At 65.5% G+C, this 21,768-nt stretch carries 22 protein-coding genes, 1 tRNA gene and 1 pseudogene; 11 read left to right on the top strand and 13 right to left on the bottom strand.

Going from position 1 to position 21,768, the window contains the following annotated elements; translation table 11 throughout:
- Positions 1-72: 72 nt before the first annotated feature.
- Both GN330_RS05680 and GN330_RS05675 read right to left on the bottom strand, forming a co-directional pair.
- Positions 73-148: transfer RNA gene (locus GN330_RS05680), tRNA-Ala, on the bottom strand.
- Between the two features lie 145 nt (positions 149-293).
- Entirely contained in the window at positions 294-698 is a 405-nt protein-coding gene (locus GN330_RS05675; protein WP_343040298.1) for a TIGR02300 family protein, read from the bottom strand.
- A 259-nt stretch (positions 699-957) separates the two neighbouring features.
- On the opposite strand from GN330_RS05675, the gene aroA reads away from it, so the two are divergent.
- From aroA to GN330_RS24085, 5 genes are all read left to right on the top strand, one after another.
- Positions 958-2,298: a 3-phosphoshikimate 1-carboxyvinyltransferase gene (gene aroA, locus GN330_RS05670; protein ID WP_156711645.1), complete on the top strand. Its 1,341-nt coding sequence runs from the start codon at positions 958-960 to the stop codon at positions 2,296-2,298.
- Positions 2,299-2,315: 17 nt separating this feature from the next.
- A complete protein-coding gene (locus GN330_RS05665) occupies positions 2,316-3,020 on the top strand; it encodes an SDR family oxidoreductase (protein WP_156711644.1) in 705 nt (234 codons plus the stop codon).
- Positions 3,017-3,676, top strand: a complete 660-nt coding sequence (gene cmk / locus GN330_RS05660; protein ID WP_156711643.1) for a (d)CMP kinase — start codon at positions 3,017-3,019, stop codon at positions 3,674-3,676. Before GN330_RS05665 ends, cmk begins: the two co-directional genes overlap by 4 nt.
- A gap of 210 nt (positions 3,677-3,886) precedes the next feature.
- On the top strand, positions 3,887-5,587 hold the full coding sequence (gene rpsA, locus GN330_RS05655; RefSeq protein ID WP_156711642.1) for a 30S ribosomal protein S1: 1,701 nt from the start codon (positions 3,887-3,889) through the stop codon (positions 5,585-5,587).
- A 345-nt stretch (positions 5,588-5,932) separates the two neighbouring features.
- Positions 5,933-7,627, top strand: coding sequence for an alpha/beta hydrolase (locus GN330_RS24085; RefSeq protein ID WP_156711641.1), 1,695 nt, complete (start codon positions 5,933-5,935; stop codon positions 7,625-7,627).
- An 82-nt stretch (positions 7,628-7,709) separates the two neighbouring features.
- Here the strand turns inward: GN330_RS24085 and GN330_RS05645 are convergent, their stop codons facing one another.
- The 3 genes from GN330_RS05645 to GN330_RS05635 form a co-directional block, all read right to left on the bottom strand.
- Positions 7,710-8,924, bottom strand: coding sequence for a beta-ketoacyl-[acyl-carrier-protein] synthase family protein (locus tag GN330_RS05645; RefSeq protein WP_156711640.1), 1,215 nt, complete (start codon positions 8,922-8,924; stop codon positions 7,710-7,712).
- 1 nt (position 8,925) lies between these two features.
- On the bottom strand, positions 8,926-9,180 hold the full coding sequence (locus GN330_RS05640; protein ID WP_156711639.1) for an acyl carrier protein: 255 nt from the start codon (positions 9,178-9,180) through the stop codon (positions 8,926-8,928).
- A 242-nt stretch (positions 9,181-9,422) separates the two neighbouring features.
- On the bottom strand, positions 9,423-9,911 hold the full coding sequence (locus GN330_RS05635) for a hypothetical protein (protein WP_156711638.1): 489 nt from the start codon (positions 9,909-9,911) through the stop codon (positions 9,423-9,425).
- Positions 9,912-10,208: 297 nt separating this feature from the next.
- On the opposite strand from GN330_RS05635, the gene GN330_RS05630 reads away from it, so the two are divergent.
- From GN330_RS05630 to GN330_RS05610, 5 genes and pseudogenes are all read left to right on the top strand, one after another.
- Positions 10,209-10,754, top strand: a complete 546-nt coding sequence (locus tag GN330_RS05630; RefSeq protein WP_156711637.1) for a peroxiredoxin — start codon at positions 10,209-10,211, stop codon at positions 10,752-10,754.
- A 150-nt stretch (positions 10,755-10,904) separates the two neighbouring features.
- A pseudogene (locus tag GN330_RS05625) lies at positions 10,905-11,495 on the top strand (hypothetical protein).
- A 53-nt stretch (positions 11,496-11,548) separates the two neighbouring features.
- A complete protein-coding gene (locus GN330_RS05620) occupies positions 11,549-12,151 on the top strand; it encodes a glutathione S-transferase family protein (protein WP_156711636.1) in 603 nt (200 codons plus the stop codon).
- A 169-nt stretch (positions 12,152-12,320) separates the two neighbouring features.
- The gene (locus GN330_RS23950; protein WP_343040294.1) at positions 12,321-12,602 is read left to right on the top strand and encodes a YrhK family protein; all 282 of its coding nucleotides are present in this window, start codon (positions 12,321-12,323) and stop codon (positions 12,600-12,602) included.
- Positions 12,603-12,636: 34 nt separating this feature from the next.
- On the top strand, positions 12,637-13,413 hold the full coding sequence (locus GN330_RS05610; protein ID WP_156711634.1) for a class II aldolase and adducin N-terminal domain-containing protein: 777 nt from the start codon (positions 12,637-12,639) through the stop codon (positions 13,411-13,413).
- 91 nt (positions 13,414-13,504) lie between these two features.
- Here the strand turns inward: GN330_RS05610 and GN330_RS05605 are convergent, their stop codons facing one another.
- The 3 genes from GN330_RS05605 to maiA form a co-directional block, all read right to left on the bottom strand.
- A complete protein-coding gene (locus GN330_RS05605; RefSeq protein ID WP_156711633.1) occupies positions 13,505-14,125 on the bottom strand; it encodes an alpha-ketoglutarate-dependent dioxygenase AlkB family protein in 621 nt (206 codons plus the stop codon).
- Positions 14,126-14,215: 90 nt separating this feature from the next.
- Positions 14,216-14,731 (bottom strand): peptidoglycan-binding protein LysM, encoded by a 516-nt coding sequence (gene lysM / locus GN330_RS05600; protein WP_156711632.1) that lies wholly within the window; start codon positions 14,729-14,731, stop codon positions 14,216-14,218.
- 331 nt (positions 14,732-15,062) lie between these two features.
- Positions 15,063-15,707: a maleylacetoacetate isomerase gene (gene maiA / locus GN330_RS05595; RefSeq protein ID WP_343040293.1), complete on the bottom strand. Its 645-nt coding sequence runs from the start codon at positions 15,705-15,707 to the stop codon at positions 15,063-15,065.
- Between the two features lie 175 nt (positions 15,708-15,882).
- Between maiA and GN330_RS05590 the strand changes: the two genes are divergently transcribed.
- Positions 15,883-16,407 carry a winged helix-turn-helix transcriptional regulator gene (locus GN330_RS05590; RefSeq protein ID WP_156711631.1) on the top strand — a complete coding sequence of 175 codons (525 nt, stop codon included), beginning with the start codon at positions 15,883-15,885 and terminating at the stop codon, positions 16,405-16,407.
- An 81-nt stretch (positions 16,408-16,488) separates the two neighbouring features.
- Here GN330_RS05590 and GN330_RS05585 read toward each other — a convergent pair whose 3' ends face one another.
- From GN330_RS05585 to GN330_RS05565, 5 genes are all read right to left on the bottom strand, one after another.
- Complete coding sequence (locus GN330_RS05585; RefSeq protein WP_156711630.1) at positions 16,489-16,830, bottom strand: winged helix-turn-helix domain-containing protein; 342 nt, start codon at positions 16,828-16,830, stop codon at positions 16,489-16,491.
- A gap of 32 nt (positions 16,831-16,862) precedes the next feature.
- Positions 16,863-18,026: a molybdenum ABC transporter ATP-binding protein gene (gene modC / locus GN330_RS05580; RefSeq protein ID WP_156711629.1), complete on the bottom strand. Its 1,164-nt coding sequence runs from the start codon at positions 18,024-18,026 to the stop codon at positions 16,863-16,865.
- Positions 18,023-18,724, bottom strand: coding sequence for a molybdate ABC transporter permease subunit (gene modB / locus GN330_RS05575; protein WP_156711964.1), 702 nt, complete (start codon positions 18,722-18,724; stop codon positions 18,023-18,025). Before modB ends, modC begins: the two co-directional genes overlap by 4 nt.
- Before the next feature lie 17 nt (positions 18,725-18,741).
- Positions 18,742-19,551 (bottom strand): molybdate ABC transporter substrate-binding protein, encoded by an 810-nt coding sequence (gene modA / locus GN330_RS05570; protein WP_156711628.1) that lies wholly within the window; start codon positions 19,549-19,551, stop codon positions 18,742-18,744.
- A 157-nt stretch (positions 19,552-19,708) separates the two neighbouring features.
- The gene (locus tag GN330_RS05565) at positions 19,709-21,763 is read right to left on the bottom strand and encodes a bifunctional aldolase/short-chain dehydrogenase (RefSeq protein WP_156711627.1); all 2,055 of its coding nucleotides are present in this window, start codon (positions 21,761-21,763) and stop codon (positions 19,709-19,711) included.
- Between the last annotated feature and the right edge of the window lie 5 nt (positions 21,764-21,768).

The following is a 21,768-nucleotide window of genomic DNA, read 5'->3' as shown; positions in this document are numbered from 1 at the left end:
CAAAATTCCAGATCGGGTCAGCCCGGCCGCGGGATGTCGGCGGCCGCGAAAAATTCAGCGAGAGCGAAAAATTGGTGGAGCCAAGGGGAGTCGAACCCCTGACCTCTTGAATGCCATTCAAGCGCTCTCCCAACTGAGCTATGGCCCCACACTCCGGCCGAAGCCGGCGCCGTTTCCGGCGAAGAGGTCGGCGCACCAGTTTCGCCGGTGCGCAAGTGCTGGCGGCTTCTATCCCCGCCAGACGCGAAGATCAAGCCCGCATGGACGCGATCCGCGCGTGAATTTTCGGGCGGTCAGGTTTCCTCGTCGTCCTCGCCGCCGACGCCGATGATCCCGGTGACGTCATCGTCGTCATCCTCGTCCTCGCTTGCCAGGAAAGTATCGTCGTCGTCATCGTCGCCCAGATCGACGTCGTCGTCATCGCCGTCGACATCGGGAAGATCGCTGTTCTTGCCGGTTTCCTCCTCCTCGGCCTCTTCGAGGGAGACGATTTCCGCGCCCGCCTCCTCGGTATCGGCTTCGGTATCGGCTTGCTCGATCTCCTCCTCTTCCTTCTCCACGGCCGTGCCGGCCTCGAAGTAGGACAGCGGATAGGTGGTGCCGGTATAGGGGGAAACGATCGGGTCCTTGCCCAGATCGTAGAATTTGCGACCCGTTTCGGGGCAAATGCGTTTGGTGCCTAGTTCGGATTTAGCCACGGCAGCGCCTCGTCACGATGTGGCCCGCTCCGGCCGGCCGCATCGCCTGACGCCTCGGTAACGGGCATTTCATTGCTGAAAAAAGATCGGTCCCCATAAACACAGTTTGGCGTGCTGTCAAAGCCAAATGCGGCCTTAGCGTCCGCTGTCTTTCCAAGCCCAGCCCGGCGGGGATGACCAGGGCGGAAAGCCATGATAGGACACCGCCGCCCTTGCCGCCGACGCTTGGCCGAACATTCCGCTTCAGGACCGACAGACGATGAACGCTCCCGCCACGCAGTCGCCCGCCACCGCCCGCCGGACCGGCGTGCTCGCCGGGCACGTCCGAGTGCCCGGCGACAAATCGATTTCCCACCGCGCATTTATGCTCGGCGGCCTGGCTTCCGGCGAAACGCGCATATCGGGCCTGCTGGAAGGCGAGGACGTGCTGCGCACCGGCGAGGCGATGAAAGCGATGGGCGCGCGCATTGAGCGCGACGGCGCCGACTGGGTGGTTGCCGGCACGGGCAATGGCTGCCTGCTCGAGCCCGAGGCGCCGCTCGATTTCGGCAATGCCGGCACGGGGTCGCGGCTGACCATGGGGCTGGTCGGCCCGTACGATATGCGCGTGCGCTTTGTCGGCGACGCGTCGCTGTCGAAGCGGCCGATGGGCCGGGTGCTCGATCCGTTGCGACAAATGGGCGTCCAGGTGCTGGAGGCGGCGGTCGGCGACCGCATGCCGCTCACCCTCCAGGGTCCCAAACATGCCGCGCCGATCAGCTATCGTGTCCCGGTCGCCTCCGCCCAGGTCAAGTCGGCGGTACTTCTGGCCGGACTCAACGCCAAGGGCGTGACGACGGTGATCGAGCCGGTGATGACCCGTGACCACACCGAAAAGATGCTTGCCGGCTTCGGCGCCGCGATAGAGGTCGAGACCGACGCCGACGGTACGCGCCATATCCGCGTGGAAGGCCACGGCCGGCTCGCCGGCCAGGTGATCGCGGTACCGGGCGACCCGTCGTCGGCCGCCTTCCCGCTGGTGGCCGCGCTGGTCGTGCCCGGGTCCGACATCACGATCGAAAACGTGCTCATGAACCCGACCCGCACCGGGCTGATCACCACATTGATCGAAATGGGCGGCTCGATCGAGCTGCTTAACCGACGCATGGCCGGCGGCGAGGACGTCGCCGATCTGCGCGTGCGTGCATCTGAGCTGAAAGGCGTTACCGTGCCGGCCGAGCGGGCGCCGTCGATGATCGACGAATATCCGGTGCTGGCGGTGGCAGCCGCCTTTGCCGAGGGCGCAACGCTGATGCAGGGGCTCGACGAGCTGCGCGTGAAGGAAAGCGACCGGCTCGCCGCCGTCGCGCGCGGGCTGGAAGTCAATGGCGTCGCCTGCGAGGAAGGCACCGACACGCTCTTGGTGCGCGGACGCCCGGATGGCAAGGGGCTCGGCGGCGGCCTCGTCGAAACCCATCTCGACCACCGCATCGCCATGAGTTTCCTGATTCTGGGGCTTGCGAGCGAGAAACCGGTGGCGGTGGACGACCGGACGATGATCGCGACCAGTTTTCCGGAGTTTATGGACCTGATGACAGGCCTCGGAGCGGATTTCACTTGACGCAAAGGGAGGTTACAATGGGTGATCAAAAAGTCGCGATGATCGTCGGCGGCGGCTCCGGTATGGGCGCGGCAGCCGCGCGCAAGCTGGCCACGGCTGGCTTTGCCGTGGCGGTGATGTCGTCGTCAGGCAAGGGCGAGGCGCTGGGGCGCGAACTCGGCGGGCTCGGCTTCACCGGCTCCAACCTCAAACCCCAGGATCTCAAGCGTTTCGTCGATCTGACGATGGAGCGCTACGGCCGCGTGGACGCGGTGGTGAACGGCGCCGGCCACGGTCCCAAGGGCGACGTGCTCTCGATCTCCGACGAGGACTGGCACCATGGCATGGAGTTTTATCTGCTCAACGTCGTGCGCATCGCCCGTCTCGTCACGCCGCTGATGCAGGCGCAAAAGAGCGGCGCGATCGTCAACATCTCCACCTATGCCACTTTCGAGCCGGAAGCGACCTTTCCGACCTCTGGCGTGTTCCGGGCCGGGCTCGCCGCCTTCACCAAGCTGTTTGCCGATAAATACGCCGCCGACAATATCCGCATGAACAACGTGCTGCCGGGCTTCATCGATTCGCTGCCCGAGAAGGAAGACCGCCGCGCGCGCATTCCCGCCGGCCGCTACGGCACGGTCGACGAGGTCGGCGAGCTGATCGTCTTCCTCGCCTCGGACAAATCATCCTATATCACCGGCCAGAATCTGCGCATCGACGGCGGCATCACCAGGTCGGTATGAGCAGCGCTGCCGCACCGCTCGTCATCGCCATCGACGGTCCGGCCGCGTCCGGCAAGGGCACGCTGGCGCGCCGGCTGGCCGCGCATTACGGGCTGCGCCATCTCGATACCGGCCTGACCTACCGCGCCGTGGCGCAGCGCATGCTGGCCTACGGCCTGCCGCTCGACAATGTGTCGGCGGCCGAGACGGCGGCCGGGCAGCTCGACCTAGCGCAACTCGACCGCGATCTGCTGTCGACCCACGTCATCGGCGAGGCGGCCTCCAAGGTGGCGGTGATGGCAAGCGTACGCGCCATCCTGGTCGAGGCCCAGCGCGCCTTCGCATCGGCGCTTCCCGGCGCGGTGCTCGACGGGCGCGATATCGGCACGGTGGTGTGCCCCGACGCGGCGGTGAAGCTCTACGCCACCGCATCGGCCGACGTGCGCGCGACAAGGCGCCTGCACGAGATCCTCGATCGCGGCGGCGCCGCGGACTACGCCACGATCCTCGCCGACATCGAGCGCCGCGACGCCCGCGACATGGGGCGGGCCGATTCGCCGCTGCGGCCGGCGGCCGATGCGCACTTGCTCGATACGTCCGAAATGGATATAGAAACCGCGTTCCAGACAGCAAAAGCGATCATTGACGACGCGATTGCCGGCCGGAACGGGAGCTGAAGCGAGGCGGCGCGCTGCTCGTCCCCATTCGGGGAAGGCAGGCGGACCGCTTTTTTGCTTTCGATCCAATCATTGTCCGTCCGCGTCCCGATGCACCGGACCGCCGCCCAAAGCGGCGATTTGCTCGCAAGAGCGGGGCGCGCCGACAGGCGAAACGCAACACGAACCGCCGGTGCCGCCCGCGAGACAGCCGGGCACCCAGGAGCTTCAATGTCACAATCCAATCCCACCCGCGATGATTTCGCGAGCCTTCTCGAAGAATCCTTCCAGGAAACCAATGCCGGCGAAGGTCAGGTCGTCAAGGGGACGGTCACGGCCATCGAGAAGGACATGGCCATCATCGATGTCGGCCTCAAGGTCGAAGGCCGCGTGCCGCTGAAGGAATTCGGCGCCAAGGCCAAGGACGGCCAGCTCAATGTCGGCGACACGGTCGAGGTCTATGTCGAGCGGATCGAAAACGCGCTCGGCGAAGCCATGCTCAGCCGCGACAAGGCGCGCCGCGAGGAAAGCTGGACGCGCCTGGAAGAGAAATTCTCCAAGGGCGAACGCGTCGAAGGCATCATCTTCAACCAGGTCAAGGGTGGCTTCACGGTCGATCTCGACGGCGCCGTCGCCTTCCTGCCGCGCAGCCAGGTCGACATCCGGCCGATCCGCGACGTCACCCCGCTGATGCACAATCCGCAGCCCTTCGAGATCCTGAAGATGGATCGCCGCCGCGGCAACATCGTCGTCTCGCGCCGCACCGTGCTCGAGGAGAGCCGTGCCGAGCAGCGTTCGGAGATCGTGCAGAATCTCGAGGAAGGCCAGGTCGTGGAAGGTGTTGTCAAGAACATCACCGATTACGGCGCCTTCGTCGATCTCGGCGGCATCGACGGCCTGCTGCATGTCACCGACATGGCGTGGCGCCGGGTCAACCACCCGACCGAGATCCTGTCGATCGGCCAGACGGTCAAGGTGCAGATCATCCGCATCAACCAGGAAACCCACCGTATCTCGCTGGGCATGAAGCAGCTCGAGGCGGATCCGTGGGAAGATATCGGCACCAAATATCCGCTCGGCAAGAAGATCACCGGCACGGTCACCAACATCACCGATTACGGCGCCTTCGTGGAGCTGGAACCGGGGATCGAGGGTCTTATCCACGTCTCCGAGATGTCGTGGACCAAGAAGAACGTGCATCCGGGCAAGATCCTGTCGACCACGCAGCAGGTCGACGTCGTGGTGCTCGAGGTCGACCCGCAGAAGCGCCGCATTTCGCTCGGCCTCAAGCAGACCCTGGAAAATCCGTGGGATGCATTCGCCAGCAGCCATCCGGTCGGCGCGATCGTCGAGGGCGAGGTCAAGAACAAGACCGAGTTCGGCCTGTTCATCGGCCTGGAAGGCGACGTCGACGGCATGGTGCATCTGTCGGATCTCGACTGGGTGCGTCCGGGCGAGCAGGTGATCGAGGAGTACAATCGCGGCGACATGGTCAAGGCGCAGGTGCTCGACGTCGATACCGACAAGGAGCGCATCTCGCTCGGCATCAAGCAGCTTTCGCGTGACGCCGTCGGCGAGGCGGCCGCCTCCGGCGATCTGCGCAAGAACGCGATCGTCACCTGCGAGGTCATCGCGATCAAGGATGGCGGCATCGAGGTCAAGCTGGTCGATCACGACCTGGAGGCCTTCATCCGCCGCTCCGACCTGTCGCGCGACCGCGACGAGCAGCGCCCCGAGCGTTTTGCGGTCGGCCAGAAGGTCGACGGCCGCGTGACCATGTTCGACAAGAAGACGCGCAAGATCAACGTGTCGATCAAGGCGCTGGAAATCGCCGAGGAGAAGCAGGCGGTGGCCCAGTTCGGGTCGACCGATTCCGGCGCCTCGCTCGGCGACATTCTCGGCGCCGCGCTCAAGAAGCAGGGCGACAACTAGTCCCTGCCCGAGCAGGCTCGAAACCAGGCCCCGCCGGATCGTTCCGGCGGGGTTTTTTCATGCCCGCTCCATCCGGCGAGGCCGTGGACTTTGCTGCCGCGATACGACGAACCGCAAATATTCCACATTCGCCGGCCAGTATCGGCTGTGCCGCGGCCGGGAACAGGCCGATCAAGTCCCCGTTTATTGGACTGTCGCGCGAAGCCGGGATAGTCGCTAGAACGACAGGCACGGCAACAGGATTTCGATACGCGCGGGTGGGTTATGTTTGGCAGGTTTTTGACGTCCCCCGTCTTTCCGATAGGAGGCGGACTTCGCGCCATCGGGCTGGCGGCGGCATTGGGTGTGAGCACACTTGGCCCGGCGGGCGCGGCCGATCCGCTGCTCGGCGTCAGGATCGAACAGGCGGTTGTCGAGGGCGATCTCGACGCGGCGATCGCGTTGCTGGAAACAGCCCGTGCTGACGAAACCGATCCGCGCACCATCCGCGACCTGCTTTCACGCCTGGCCGAACTACAGGAGCTTAAGGGCGACCGGGCGGCGGCTGCACGGGCCCGCGCGGGTCTTGCCGCGCAGATCGGCGCCAGCGCCGGACAGACCGCTCCCGAACTCGTTCCCGTACTGCGCGCGCTGGCGAGCGATCAGCGCGCGCTGGGCGATCTTGCGGCCGCGGTCGCGACGCTCGAACAGGCGCTCGCGATCGCCCGCACGGCCGCATTGGCCGAGGCGATCCCACCCCTGCTGCGGGAACTCGCTGCGATCGCCGAGGCGGCGAACGACAGTGCCGTCGCCGAGGCGGCCAACCGCGTGGTCGCCAGCCATGAGGAAAGCGCACGCCGGCTCGAGGAAACCAGCCGCGCCTTCGATCCCGACCCCGAAAAGGAATTCACCAGGGTCAAGATATACTACGCCACGGACCGGGCGCGCTCGGGCAGCGCGGTGCCGAACGAGTTTTACGGCGGGCAGCGCGGCGAGCTGGAACTGGGCACGGCGACGGTGAGCATTCCCGAGCAGCATCGCCCCGGTCAGATCGAGAAACCGTCCTGGTGGACCTTTCAGTTCCGCGAAGACCCGGAACGGCACGTGGTGCTGCAGTCGGTCACTCCGGGCTCGCCCGAGACGGTGTTCGGCGAGATGCGCCAGCAGGCCACCGCCTCCGGCTCGCCGGAGGCCTTCGTCTTCGTGCACGGCTTCAATGTGCCGTTCCACGAGGCGGCGCAGCGCACCGCCCAGATGGCCTACGACATGAATTTCGACGGCCTGCCGGTGCTTTATTCCTGGCCTTCGCGCGCTTCGGTGATGAGTTATATCGCCGACACAGCCGTGGTGAACCTGTCAGGCCGGCGCCTCAGCCGCTTTCTGGAGGATCTGGTCGCCAAATCGGGCGCGACGCGCATTCACCTGATCGCCCATTCGATGGGCAACCGTGCCATGACCGACGCGCTGGAACTGTTTGCGCTGCGCTACCGGGGCAAGAACCCTGCTTTCGACCAGGTGTTGTTCACCGCGCCCGATCTCGACGCCGGGCTGTTCGCCGAGATGATGAAGACCATCCGCCCGATCGCCAACCGCATCACACTCTACGCGTCAAACAAGGATTGGGCGCTGGCCGTGTCGCGGCAACTTCATGGCGATGCGCCGCGCGCCGGCCAGGGCGGCCGCAGCATCCTGCACACGGCCGAGGTCGACAGCATAGACATGACCGGGATTGGCGAGGACATGCTCAAGCACAGCTACTACGCCAACAACCCCTCGGCGCTGACCGACATCCTGTCCCTGTTCTGGCGCGACGCGCCGCCCGACAAGCGTTGCGGCATGCAGGAGGCGGAAGGCGAGAACGGGTCCTATTGGATCTATTCACCGGCGGCCTGCGGCGACGACAATGTCTTGTTGTCGACGCTGTCCTATCTGCGCCGCGGCAGCGTGGCGAGCGTCAAGGATGCGCGACTTTTTCTGAACCGCTTCATCATGCCGGCGACTGCCGATCCCGAGGAACGCTCGAAGCTCGAAAAGGCGCTCGGCAAGCTTTTCGGAAATTGAACGGCGGCAGCGGCGAGAGGCGTCGGCCGCAAACCAGCCGATCAGCCGACCGCCCAATTATCAGAAAACCGTCGCGCCGACATCAGACCCGTTTGACCGCGACCACGGCGTTTGTACCGCCGAAGGCAAAGGCGTTGCTGATCGCCACGCGCACGTCGCGCTGTCGGGCCTGGTTGGGCGTCACGTCAAGTGGGCAGTCGGGATCGACCTCGCGATATCCGATGGTCGGCGGCACGATGCCCTCGCGCACCGCCATGACGCAGGCGATCATTTCCAGCGCGCCGGACGCCCCGAGGCAATGCGCATGCATCGACTTGGTCGAGGACACCGACAGATCGCCGGCGTGATCGCCGAACACACGCCCGAGCGCCTCGGTCTCGATCTTGTCGTTGGCCTTGGTCCCCGTGCCGTGGGCGTTGACATAGTCGACCTCGTTGGCGGCGAGCCCGGCATCGGCGAGACAGGCCCGCATGGCGGCCGCCGGGCCCTCGACGCTCGGTGCGACGATGTCGGAAGCGTCGGCCGACATGCCAACGCCGACAAGCTCGGCAAGGATCGGAGCCCCGCGGCGGCGGGCATGGTCATAGGTCTCCAACACCGCCACGCCCGCGCCTTCGCCAAGCACGAGGCCGTCGCGATCGGCCGAGAACGGGCGGCAAGCCTGCTTCGCCAGAACGCGCAGCGATTCCCATGCCTTCAGTACACCATAGACCAGCGGCGCGTCGGCACCGCCCGCCACCATCACGTCGGCGCGCCCGGCCCGCAATTGGTCGAGGGCGGCGGCAAAGGCGTGATTGGAGGACGAACAGGCCGAGGTCACGCCGAAGACCGGTCCGCGCAGGCCGTTCACCATGCTGACCTGGCCGGCGGCGGCACCCGGCATGACGCGCGGCACGGTGAAGACGTTGGCACGCTTCTTTCCCTCAAGAAAGACCGTACGATAGCTTTCCTCGATCGCCTCCCAGCCGCATATGCCGGTTCCGATCACTGAGCCGATGCGATGTTCGTTTTCGGGCGTGACCTTAATCTTGGCATGGTGCAGGGCCTCGCGCGAGGCGATCGCGGCCAGCAGGCTGAAGCGGTCCATCGTGACAAGCTGGCGCCGCTCGAGCCCGTGGTCCGGCAATTCCGCAATCTCGCCGCCGATCGTCACCTTCAAATCGTGCAGCGGGACCGTCGTGAGCGGGGCGATCCCCTGCCGGCCGGCGATCATCGATTGCCAGATCGCGCCGGCGTCGGTACCCAGCGCACAGATGCCTCCCAGCCCCGTTATGACGATCCGGCCCCGATCCGGCATGTCAGGACTTGGCTTCGATCAGGTCGCGCACGGCCTTGACGACATCGCCGACATTCTTGAGCCGGCTCCAGGCCTCCGACGTGTTCATCTCCACCTCGATGTCGTATTTTTCCTCGATGTCGAAGATGATCTCCGTCAGTTCCAGGGAATGGATCCCGAGTTCCATCAGCTCGGTATCAGCGGTGATCTCGGCCTTGTCGAGACCGGCATGGTCAGCGATCTTGTCAAGAATGTCGTCAGTAAGCCGATCGCTCATCAATCCCCGGATCCCTCTGCAAGGCGGACCTGCGTCCTCGTTCGGTGTTCTAGACGCTTAAACTCCCGGCCACAATAAGGGAGGGGAAGGCTTAGCCTCGGCCATTTACCGCCCGCTCGACACTCCGCGACGATACGCCAAGCGCGGCCGCGACGACCGGCGGATCAACGGGTTCCGGCAGATGACGATGGGAAATTTATGAGATGGCGGGCCCGACGGTCCATCCACGGACCGCGCCGCTGCTATCGGACGGGTTTGGCGGCGGCGAAGACGGTTGCGCCATTCTGGCCGTCGAACTCGACCGCGAGCACGTCCTTGACCATCACGGAACGGGAATCGATCGCGTGGTAAAGCATGGCATTGCCTTCGATCTCGCGGCGCAGATCGGCGATCTCCTCGGCGTATTCCTTCAGCTTGCCGTCGATCTCGCTCGGCGCCCTGTTCTCGGCGGCATCGGGAAGAAAGACAATGTCGATCCGTTCGAGGTTGAACTTTCGGCGCACTTCCCTGGCGTTCTGCGCGGTGTTTTCGATCGCCTTGACGATCCGTTCCGGCTCGGCTGCGGCCTGTTGTTCCTCCTCCACGACATCCGACCCGACGATCGTATCGATCGCCTTCTCGCTGTCGAGGCCCTGGGCGGCCAGTGGCGTCACGGACAAGGCGGCCGCAAACAGCAGCGCGCCGACCGTCATGTGAAGTACTCCGGTTTCGCCGTCCATCGTATCGAACATCCGCCGCTCTCTCCTTGCCGCTTCTATCAGGCCCGCGTTCGCCAGCATACCGAAACGCGCCGCGCGTCATTGTCGTTCCCAATCCGTCGAGAATGTGATGTCAAGCGCGCTTTTTGCCGATTGCGGTGTTTTGTGGATCAAGCCCGGCTGGAAGCATCGACCGCGACGCGATGCCACGCACGCATCTCTGGACAGGTCAAAGCCAAAGACTATGTTCGCGCCGAGCGCGTTTAGCGCCGGCCAGCCACTTCCTCCCCTCGGCGCGGCCGTTCCTTCTTGACGTAAATGGAGTTGTACATGACCGTCAGAAAAGTACCCGATGTCACCTTCCGCACCCGCGTGCGCGACGAGACGATCGAGGGTTCCAACCCTTTCCGCTGGGAAGACAAGACCAGCGCCGACTATTTCGCCGGCAAGCGCGTCGTCCTGTTCTCGCTGCCGGGCGCCTTCACGCCGACCTGCTCGACCTATCAGCTTCCCGATTTCGAGAAGCTCTATGACGAGTTCAAGGCTGCAGGCATCGACGCGATCTACTGCATCTCGGTCAACGACGCCTTCGTCATGAACGCCTGGGGCAAGGCGCAGGGCCTGAAGAATGTCGAGCTCATTCCAGACGGCTCGGGCGAGTTCACGCGCAAGATGGGCATGCTGGTCGCCAAGGACAATCTCGGCTTCGGGATGCGCTCCTGGCGCTACGGCGCCGTCGTCAACGATGGCGTGGTCGAAAAATGGTTCGAGGAGGAGGGTTTCTCCGACAATTGCGACAGCGATCCCTATGGCGTGTCCTCGCCACAGACCATCCTTGAGGCGCTGAAGAAAGACAAGGTGGCCGAAGCGGCCTGACCCCGGGCCCTGCGCCGACGATCGAACAAACCCCGGCCGCATGCGCGCCGGGGTTTGTTTTTGGGCGACAGATTCCCGCATAGTAGTGTGATCCGCCTCCCGTCACCTGCGGCGATATGGGCGCCGCATTGACGAACCGACGTGATGACGATGGAAACGGACACGATCTCTTCAACCCAGATCTATCCGCATATCCGCATCGTGATGGGCATGGTGGTGGGCCTGGCGGTCGCGCGGCTTTTGTCGGGCGTGGCACGTATCGTCCAGCATCCGCGCCAATAGCTTTATCCGGTCCATCTCGGCTGGGTGGCATCGCTGATGCTGATGCTGGTGCATTTCTGGTGGTGGGAGTTCGGGCTGTTCAAGGTCGAGAGTTGGACCTTCGGGGTCTATCTCTTCATCATATCCTACGCGATTGCGCTGTTCCTGCTCTGCGCGCTGCTGTTTCCCGATTCGATGTGGGATTATCGGAGCTACGAGGAGTTTTTCCTTGCCCGCCGGGCCTGGTTCTTCGGCTTGCTGGCGACGACCTATCTGTTCGAAGTGGTCGACACGCTGTTGAAGGGCGAAGCCCATTTCGAACGCTTCGGCAAGGAATATATGGTGCGCACGGTGCTGTTCGTGACGTTATGCGTAGTAGCCATGGCGACGCGAAATCGCGTCTTTCACGCCGCCTTCGTTGCCTTTGCGCTGATCTACCAGATATCGTGGATCTGGCGCCTGTTCGACACGCCTGGATAGGGTGTGCACCTGAAATCGGAACGCGGCCGGGCCGCGGTGGAGGACGACAGATCATGTACAAGGCCGTCGGGTCGCGCGGATCGCGGGTCAGCCGCGTATTGTGGATGCTGGAGGAACTCGGCGAGCCCTACGAATTCGTCGAGGTCAAGATCCGGTCGCCCGAGGCTTTCGCGCTCAACCCGTCCGGCAAGGTGCCGATGCTGGTCGACGGCGAGACGGTGGTGACGGATTCGGCGGCGATCTGCTGCTATCTCGCCGAAAAGCATGCCGACAAGGGCATGGGTCCGGAGCCCGGTCTCGCCGGGAGAGCCGAAATGGACGGCTGGATGTTCTTTCTGCAATCGGAGCTGGAGGCGCCGTTGTGGAACAAATTGCGCCACCGTTTCCTGCTGCCGCAGGAACTGCGTGCCGAGGTCGGACCGGCGACGGCGCATGATTTCGCCAACGAGATCAAGGGACTCGACCGGCGTCTCGCAGACCGCGACTACGCGCTTGGCAAGCGCTTTTCCGCCGTCGACGTGATGCTGGGCGACATTGGCGCCTGGGCACGCGGCGGCAAGTTCGCGATCGCCTCAGAGCGGGTCAACACCTATCTGGACCGCGTTCTGGCGCGCCCGGCCCGAGAGCGCGCGCAGGCGGCGGGCGGCGGGTTTTGATGCGTCGGACCAAGCCCTTGCGCGGCACCTGTTGCGAACGCGGCCATACGCATGAGCCGACCCGGCTTCGCCATAACCAAGCCAGCCACGGCTGGGCGCCGCGCCCAGGTCTCGCCCCGGCGACCGCAACGAAGAGGTGCGAAGAGCGCGACAGGGAGAACCGGACACCGTGACCCTTTTCGATCCAGCCAACAAAAACCGCTCCGAACGCCACCGCCGGATCTACGCCGCCTACGAACTCGGCTACACGCTCGTCGACTTTTCGGCGGCGCTGCTTTTCCTCGTCGGCTCGGTGCTGTTCTTCTACCCATCGGTCGAGACCACCGCGATCTGGTTCTTCGTCATCGGCTCGGCGGCTTTCGGCCTGAAGCCGACGATCCGGCTCATCCGAGAATTGCACTATGTCAGGATCGGCGACCTCGACGATCTGGAAGCCGCGTCGAAGCGGTGACGCTGCACGATCGGAACCAAACAGGAGCCTTGCCATGAACGTCGTTGCAGCCCCGGCCCGTCAACCGCGCGGCACCAATCTGCCCTTCGCCGAAGAGCGTGCCGATCTGGCCGCCGCCTTCCGCTGGACGGCGCGGCTCGGCATGCACGAGGCGGTCGCCAACCATTTCTCGCTGGCGCTCGACCAGGCCGGCAGGCGTTTCCTGATCAATCCGAACATGATGCATTTTTCCCGTATCAAAGCGAGCGACCTGATCGAACTCGACGCCGAAGACCCCGACACGATGAACCGCCCCGACGCGCCCGACCCGACGGCCTGGGGCCTGCACGGCGCACTGCATCGCGACTGCCCGCACGCGCGCTGCATCATGCACGTGCATTCCGTCCATGCCACCGTGCTCGCCTCGCTCGCCGACTCCACCCTGCCGCCGATCGACCAGACCTCGGCCACCTTCTTCGAGCGCGTCGTGGTGGACGAGCACTATGGCGGGCTCGCCTTCGCGGAGGAGGGCGCGCGCTGCGCCGCGCTCCTGACCGACCCCAGGGTCAAAGTGATGGTGATGGGTAATCACGGCGTGCTGGTGATCGGCGACACCGTGGCGGAAACCTTCGACCGGCTCTATTATTTCGAACGCGCCTGCGAAACCTACGTCAAGGCGCTGTGGACCGGAAAGACATTGCGTCGCCTGTCCGACACGGTGGCACGCACGGTGGCCGAGCAGATGGACGCCTATCCGGTCGCCGCCGCCCGGCGCCATCTCGACGAGCTGAAGGCGATTCTCGACGAGGAAGGCTCGACCTACCGCAACTGAGCAGATCAGGTTACCGACGGCGCCGACCGCCGCCGTTCCGGCCATGCGCGGCTGTCGATCCCGAAGGCGCCGGCATAGAGGACATACGGGGCTATGCGTCCGGTTTGGTCACGCGGCGCAGGGTCAAATTGATGCGGCCGGACGTCTTCAGCAGATCCGATGTGCCGGGATAGATGCGGTCGACGCCGTGATAGCAAAGCCGTCCCTCGCCGCCGAGCACGACGAGGTCGCCGCTTTCCAGCCTGATCGAGACGGTGCGCCCGCCGCGCCTTGTGTCGCCGACACGGAACAGGCAGGCATCGCCGAGCGAGATCGACAGGACCGGCGCGGCGAATTCGTTCTCGTCGCGATCCTGATGCAGGCCCATCCTGGCGGCGGGCGTATAAAAATTCACCAGGCAGGCCTCGGGCGGATACGGGTAACCGGAAAGATCGCCCCAGATCGCGCGCAGGCTGTGGGGGATCGCCGGCCATGGCCGGCCCGTTTCGGGATGGGTCGGCTGGTAGCGGTACCCGCCGTCGCGGTCGGTCACCCAGCCGAGCGATCCGCAATTGGTCATGCGCACGCTCATCGGCTTGCCGGTCCTCGGCATTTCGGGCGTGTAGAGCGGCGCATCGGCGACGACGGCACGGATGTCCGCCACCAGCGCGGCCTGGGCGGCCGGCGTCAGATAGCTGGCGATGTGGCGCACCCCGGGCGGCAGTTCCGTCATATCGACCTTCTCGGGTTCTCTCGAATGCAAAACGGCGGAACCTGTGTTCCGCCGCTTCTTCGTTGGCAACCCGAAACCGGATCCGGCGGCTCAGGCCGCGGCCAGATCCGGAATCCGCAGGACCTGACCGGGATAGATCTTGTCGGGGTCCGACAACATCGGCCGGTTGGCCTCGAAGATCACCGTATATTTGGCGCCCTTGCCCTTGCCGTAATGCGCCTCGGCGATCTTCCACAGATTCTGGCCCTTCTCGACAGTGTGGAAAACCGGGTCCTTGGCCGGCGCGGCCGCGGCGACCAGCTCGGTCATGTCGACGCTATCGAGCTTCAGCCCGGATTCCGGCGCGACCACCTTGAGCTCGCTCGCCTCGACCTTGGAGATGCCGAGCGTGTTGCCGACCGCGATCACCGCCTTTTCGAAGGCGGACTGGTCGGAAACCACACCCTTCAGCACCACCTTGTCGCCCTTCACCTCGACATCGACCTTGTCGGTGCCGAGCTTGTGGGAATCGAGTTCCTTTTTCACCGATCCGGCGTCAGGCGCCTCGTCGTCGCCTCCGATACCGATTTTCTTACCGACCGATTTGACGAAGTCGAAGATTCCCATGGCAGCTCAGCTCCAATCTGATGATCCTGCCGGAAATCTTGCATTTGCCTGCGACAAATGGAAGTCCGCATCAGTAAGTTGGGCGCGCCGGTCCATTTCCTGGTGTCAGACTACGACCGTTGGATCGTCGGCAAGGCTCCTGACGAGGTCGTTCCATGACCGAGATCGCCCACCTCGCCGCCACCCTGTTTCGGCGCGCGCGGGATTGTCGCGCCTCATGGTGGCGATGGCGGGCCCGCCCGGCGCCGGCAAATCGACCCTTGCCGAAACCCCGCTGCCCCTTTTGCCCGAGAGCGAGACGGCGACCGTGCCGATGGACGGCGGCGGCTCCTCAGGCGGCGTCGCCCTGCGCCTCCGGACGGGCGGCGTGAAAGGCGTCGAGCGCTTCGCAGGCATCGGCGATGCGCGTGATCGTGGGATAGGCGTCGAGCGGGCAGTCGAAGCGCCGCGCATTGTAGACCTGCGGCACGAGGAAGGCGTCGGCGAGCGTCGGGGTGTCGCCAAAGGCAAAACGCCCGGCAACGCCCGAGGCGACGAGTTGCGATTCCAGCGCCTCGAAACCGACGGCGATCCAGTGCTTATACCAGCCGAGCCGGACGTCGTCGCTAAGCTGCAGCGGGCCGGTCAAATGGTTGAGGACGCGCAGATTGTTGAGCGGATGGATGTCGCAGGCAACCGCTGCCATGAGCGCGCGCACATAGGCACGGTCCGCGTGCGTTGCCGGCAGCAGGGCCGGATCGGGATATTTTTCCTCAAGATATTCGCAGATCGCGATCGATTGGGAAACGACGGCACCATCGTCCTCGAGCGCGGGCACCAGCCCTTGTGGATTGACCGCACGGTAGCTCGAGGAGCGGTGTTCGCCGCCATTCTTGACGAGATGGACGTAGACGGGTTTGAACGACAGTCCCTTGAGGGCAAGCGCGATCCGCACCCGGTAGGCGGCGGAGGAACGGAAATAAGTATAGAGTTTCACGGTCGATCGATCCTGAAGACGAAGTGATCCGATCTGGGTCGGTCATTTGCGCGCCGGGGTCAAGCCTTCCGACCCACACAAGGCGAATGGATGCAACCGGACGTTCGATTGCAATATGCAACCGGTTTGCCTAGAACGGGCGATCTCGGATTGCAACCGGACTTGCGAGCGTATCATGAACGAGGAACACCGATCAGGCTGCCCGATCAATCTGTCGCTGGAAGTGTTCGGGGACAAATGGTCCCTTTTGATCATTCGCGACATGATCTTCGGCGGCAAACGGCATTTCCGCGAGCTGTTGCGCTCGCAGGAAGGCATTTCCTCCAACATCCTCGCCGACCGACTGAAAATGCTCGTCCAGATCGGCATGCTGACCAAGGCGGACGATCCAAGCCATAAGCAAAAGGCGATCTACAGTCTGACGGAAATGGCGATCTCGCTGGTGCCGGTGCTGGCGCAACTCGGCGCCTGGGGCCGGGTCTGGCTGCCGGTAAGCGAAGAGCTGAGCATTCGCGCCAAGCTGTTGGAGGAGGGCGGGCCGGCGATGTGGGAGGCCTTCATGAACGAGCTGCGCGAAGAGCATCTGCGGATCGTTGCGGATACGAAACGAGACGCGCCGGGCGTACGGGCTCATTTGCAAACGGCCTACGAAGCGGTTGTCGCGCGTAAGCAGGCGGAAGCGGGCGCGCCGACGACGTGAGCCGACCAGCCGTTTCGAGAAGACGCGCTATCGATCCGCGCCCGGGGCGGCCGGACGGCTTTTGCGCCATCGTCGCCGGTTTCACGCCGCGTCGATTGCGGCCTGCAGCGCGCTAATGTGATGGGCGGTGGCCGCGCTCGCGGCCTCCTCGATAGCGCGAAAGCGTTTCACCACCGCCAGCCCGACCGGCGTCAATTCGGCGCCGCCGCCGCGCTTGCCGCCGGTGCGGGCGGCGACGAGCGGCTTGCCGAAGATGCGGTTCATCTCCTCGACCAGATCCCAGGCGCGCTTGTAGGACATGGCCATGTAGCGCGCGGCGGCCGAGATCGAGCCGCACGCGGCGATGTTTTCGAGAAGCGCGATCTTGCCCGGGCCGATGCGGCCTTCGGGGTCGAGGTCGATCCGCAAACTCAGGGTTGGCATGGGGGCCTCGCGAAACCGGCGTTCACCCGGTCCTAATCCATGGAGCCGGGCGGGGCAATCCATGCGTCTTTCGCTGGGGCGGGCGACGGGGCCTCTCCGGCGGCGCGGAACGTCGCCAGACCGCCGCGATCGAAGCTGATCGACTTGACGACGGCGAAGACCGGGCGGCCGGGCCGGAGATCGAGCAGGCGTTCGGACTGGCGGGTGATGCGCGCCACCAGCGTGTGGCCGCCGCAATCGATAAAGGCGTCGACGGCAGCGCCGGCGCGCGGCTCCAGCGCCCTGATCGTGCCCTCGATCACGTTGAGCGCCGACAGGCCGCGCGGCCGTTCGGTCGCCACCATCACGTCGCGGGCGCGAATCCGGATCCTGACGCGCTTTCCCGGCTCGGCATCGAGACGCGGCAGGCGCAGCGCGCCGGCGCCCGTGTCGATGACCGTCAGCTCGAACGTCTCGTCGTGGCTGGCCACCACGCCGTCGAGCACCGCGCCGCCTTCACCCTGCTCGTCTTCCGGCAACAGGTCGAGGCGCTGCATGATGGCGTCGGTGGGACCGGCCGCGCGCACCGCGCCGCCGGCCAGCACCACCATGTCGGTGGCCAGGCGCGACACTTCCGCCAGCGCGTGGCTGACATAGAGGATCGGCACCGCCGCCTCGTCGCGCAGCCGCTCGACATAGGGCAGGATTTCCTCCTTGCGCGCCTCGTCGAGCGCGGCCAGCGGCTCGTCCATCAGCAACAGCCGGGGGCTGGCCAGCAGCGCCCGGCCGATTGCCACGCGCTGTTTTTCGCCACCCGACAACGCCTCGGGGCGGCGCGCCAGAAGATGGCCGATGCCGAGCAGGTCGACGACGTGGTCGAACCGCGCATAGCGCTCGGCCTGCGGGATGTGGCGCTCGCCGTAACGCAGATTCTGGGCGACGCTCATATGCGGAAACAATCGCGCGTCCTGGAACACGTAGCCGATGCGGCGGCGGTGAACGGGCAGGGCGAGGCGGCGCGCAGTATCGACAAGCACGCGCTCGCCGACCGCGACGCGGCCGCGGTCGGGACGGATCAGCCCGGCGACGATGTTGACCAGCGTCGTCTTGCCGGAGCCGGAAGAACCGAACAGCGCCGTCAGGCGGCCGGCGCTCTCGAAGCGGCAATCGAGCGTGAAGGCGCCCTGGCGATGGGTGACGTCGAGCGAGAACATCAACCCGCACCCGCGCCACGCCCGGCCCGCCGGGCCAGGAATTCGGAGGCGACCAGCGCCGCCATGGCGATCGCCACCGACACCGCGGTGAGCCGCAGCGCGCCGCCCTCGCCGCCCGGCACCTGCAGGAAGGTGTAGATCGCCGACGGCAGCGTCTGGGTCTCGCCGGGAATGTTGGAGACGAAGGTGATGGTGGCGCCGAATTCGCCCATCGCCTTGGCGAAGGCGAGCACCGTGCCGGCGAGAATGCCCGGCAGGATCAGCGGCAGGGTCACGGTCAAAAACACCTGCAGCGGGTTGGCGCCCAGCGTTCCGGCCGCCTGCTCGAGCCGTCGGTCGACGGATTCGATCGACAGGCGGATCGCCCTGACCATCAGCGGAAACCCCATCACCGCTGCGGCCAGCGCCGCGCCCGTCCAGCGAAAGGCGAAGACGATGCCGAACTGCTCGGCGAGAAAGGAGCCGAGCGGGCCCTGTCGGCCGAAGCCCAGCAGGAGCGCATAGCCAGTGACGACCGGCGGCAGGATCAGCGGCAGGTGCACCGCGCCGTTGAGCAGCGCCTTGCCCCAGAAGCGGCCGCGCGCCAGAAGCAGCGCCACAGCGATCCCGAAGGGCAGGCTCGCCGCCACGGCCCACAGCGCCACCTTGAGCGAGAGGCGCACGGCCGTCCATTCCTGCGGGCCGAGGCCGAGCCAATCCATCGTCAGCGCGGCGGCGTTCAATCGGTCGTCGCGACGGCGAGCGGCACAAAGCCGTGATCGGCGAAGATCGCCGAGGCCGCCGGCGACCGCAGGAAGGCGAGGAAGGCGCGCGCCTCGTCCTTGTCGACCCCGGCCATCAGCGCGGCGGCGTAGACGATCGGCGGGTGGGTCTCTTCCGGGAAAAGTCCGACGACGCGCACGTCGGCATCGGCGGCGGCGTCGGTCTGGTAGACGATGCCGAGCGGCGCCTCGCCGATCGAGACCAGGGCCAGCGCGGCGCGCACGTTCTCCGCCTGCGCGACGCGCGGCTCGACCGCGTCCCAGGCTTTGAGCGACTGCAGCGCGGCCTTGCCGTAGCGGCCGGCCGGCACCACGTCGGTGTTGGCCATGGCGAGACGTCCGTCATCGCCGAGCGCGGCGAGAAGATCGACGCCGGGCGCGATGGCGAGCTCAACCTCCGAGTCCTTCGGCGCGATCAGCACCAGCCGGTTCGACAACAGCTCACGTTCGCTCGCCGCGTCGGTCAGGCCACGCTCGGACAGATAGTCCATCCAGTCGAGATTGGCCGAGACAAACAGGTCGGCCGGCGCGCCCTGCTCGATCTGGCGCGCGAGCGCCGAGCTGCCGGCATAGGAGACCACCAGCGTCGCGCCGGTCTTCTCCCCCCAGGCCGCGCCGATCTCGTCGAGCGCGTTGCGCAGACTGGCGGCGGCAAAGACCAGTACCCTGTCGCCGGCATTGGCCGGCGCCGGGACCGCCGACAGGCTCGCAATCGCCAGGATGAGAAAGGTCCGAACGGCAACGGGAAAACGCAACAAGCCCGACATAAATCCCTCCACCGACCGCCAGTATGATCAGAACGACCGCTGATCGCTCACGTTTCGATATATTTCATTGAATATAACGAATGCGCCGTCAAGAGATTTGTGATCGCGCGGTCGTGACGCGATGGCCGGGCCGGCGCCCTGCGGCGGTCCGGGATCGCTAGCGCAGCGCGGCGGCGATGTTGCCGCCGTCGACCGTGGTCACGCCGGCGGTGGTGCGGTCGGCGAGCGCCTGGTCGAGAAAGGCCCGGGCGACGTCGCGGGCGGTGACCTCCTGGCCGAGCAGATTGCCCGACAGATAATCCTTTTCCGAAAGCTGGCGCGCCTCGGCGCGACTGGCGATCATCTGGTCGGTCAGCAGGCCTGAGCGGATGCGGTCGGCGTTGACCGCGTTGGAGCGAATACCGATCGCGCCATATTCGAGCGCGTATTGGCGCGACAAAAACAGCGTCGCCGCCTTCGGCAGGCCGTAAGCGCCGAATCTGGCGCCGGGATTCACCGCCTGCTTGGAGGCGTTGAACAAAAGCACGCCGCCGGTCTGTTGCTGTTTCATCACCCGCACCGCTTGCTGCGCAACGCTTTGATGGGCGAAGAAATTGAGTTCGAAACTGTCGCGCAGGGCCTTTTCGGCCAGGGTGCCGATCTCGCCCTCCATCGCCGCTCCCGCATTGGAGACGAGAATGTCGACGCCGCCGAAACGCGCCACCGCCGTTTTAAACAACGCCGCCACGCTGTCGGCGTCCGTCACGTCGCAGGCAAGGCCGATCGCGGCATTGCCGGCCGCCTGGGCGGCGGACTCGGCGCGGGCCGCGTCGAGATCGGCGACCACGACATGGGCGCCGTTTTCGGCGAAGAGCTTGGCGGTTGCCGCCCCGATCGCGCCACCGCCGCCGGTCACCACCGCGACCTGGCCGGTCAACGGCAGATATTTCGCGCCGGCGAGCTTGGCCTGTTCCAGCGACCAATATTCGAGCCGGAACAGCTCGTCCTCAGGCAGCGGCGTGAAACGGCCGAGCCGTTCGGCCCCGGTGACGGCCTCGATCCAGATCTCGCCGACATCGGCCGAAATGCTTGCGTCCCTGGCGGTGCGGCCGAAGCCGAACAGGCCGAGACCCGGCACCAGCGCCAGGCGCGGCATCGGGTCTAGCATGGTGCGCGCGACGTCGTCGAGGGCATCGCAACGGGCGAAATAGGCCGAATAATAACCGACGAACTCGGCAACGCGGGCGCGGGCCCGGTCGGCCCAGCCATCGAGGTCGGCGCGGTCCGGAGCCGGCAGGATCACCGGCCGGTTCTTGATGCGGATGGTGATATCGGGCGTGGACACGCCGCGCGTGCCGTAATCCTCCAGATCGGCTCCGTCGACGAAGGCGCGCACGGCTTGCGAACCACGGAAATCGGCAACGAAGCGGGTGAAGCGGCCCTCGCCGAGAGCCTGCGCCACCGCGCCACGCAGCACCGGCGCAATCTCCGCGGCGTCGGCCACGTTACCAGGAAGTTTAGCCGGCGCAAAAACCACTTTCCCGTTTGCCTCGACATGTGCCTCGGCCAGGCTGACAAAGTGGATCATACGCTCATAGGCCTGCCTGGCCGTGTCGCCGAAGGTGAAGATGCCATGCTTGTCGAGGATCAGGCCCTCCACCGACGGGTCGGCCTCGTAGACCTCCGCCGCGACCTTGGCGAGTTCGAAGCCCGGCATGATATAGGGCACGAAGCCGAGCTTGTTGCCAAATACAGCGTCGCAGATCGCGCGGCTTTGGACCTGGTCGACCAGCGCCAGGATAGCGGTTGAATGGGTATGGTCGACGAAACGATGCGGCAGAAATGCATGCAATAGCGTCTCGACGGAAGGATTGGGCGATTTCGGGTCGAGCAGGTTGAGGCGCTGCAGCGCCACCATGTCCTCGTCGGCGAGCGCGTCGAGGGCGCGGGCGCGCAGAAGCGGCGCGAGTTTCACCGCCGGCAGGCCGGCTGGCTCGATCACCGCCATGTCCCAGCCCGAACCCTTCACGCACAGCACCTCGTGCGTGTCGCCGATCAGGTCGGTGCGGCGGGTCTTGTAGGACGTGTTGCCGCCGCCATGCAGCACAAGGCTGGGATCGCCGCCCAGCAGCCGGGTGGTGTAGACGCGCAGCGCCATCTCCTCCTCCACCCCTTTGGCGGTATAGTCGGCGACGATCTTTTCGGCGTCGGCGTCGTTCCAGCGGCTTTGCATGACTA

The organism is Nitratireductor arenosus, from assembly GCF_009742725.1.
In the GTDB taxonomy this organism is placed as follows: domain Bacteria; phylum Pseudomonadota; class Alphaproteobacteria; order Rhizobiales; family Rhizobiaceae; genus Mangrovimarina; species Mangrovimarina arenosa.
The sequence above is the reverse complement of the archived record's forward strand: the minus strand, read 5'-3'. Positions and strand labels throughout refer to the sequence as shown.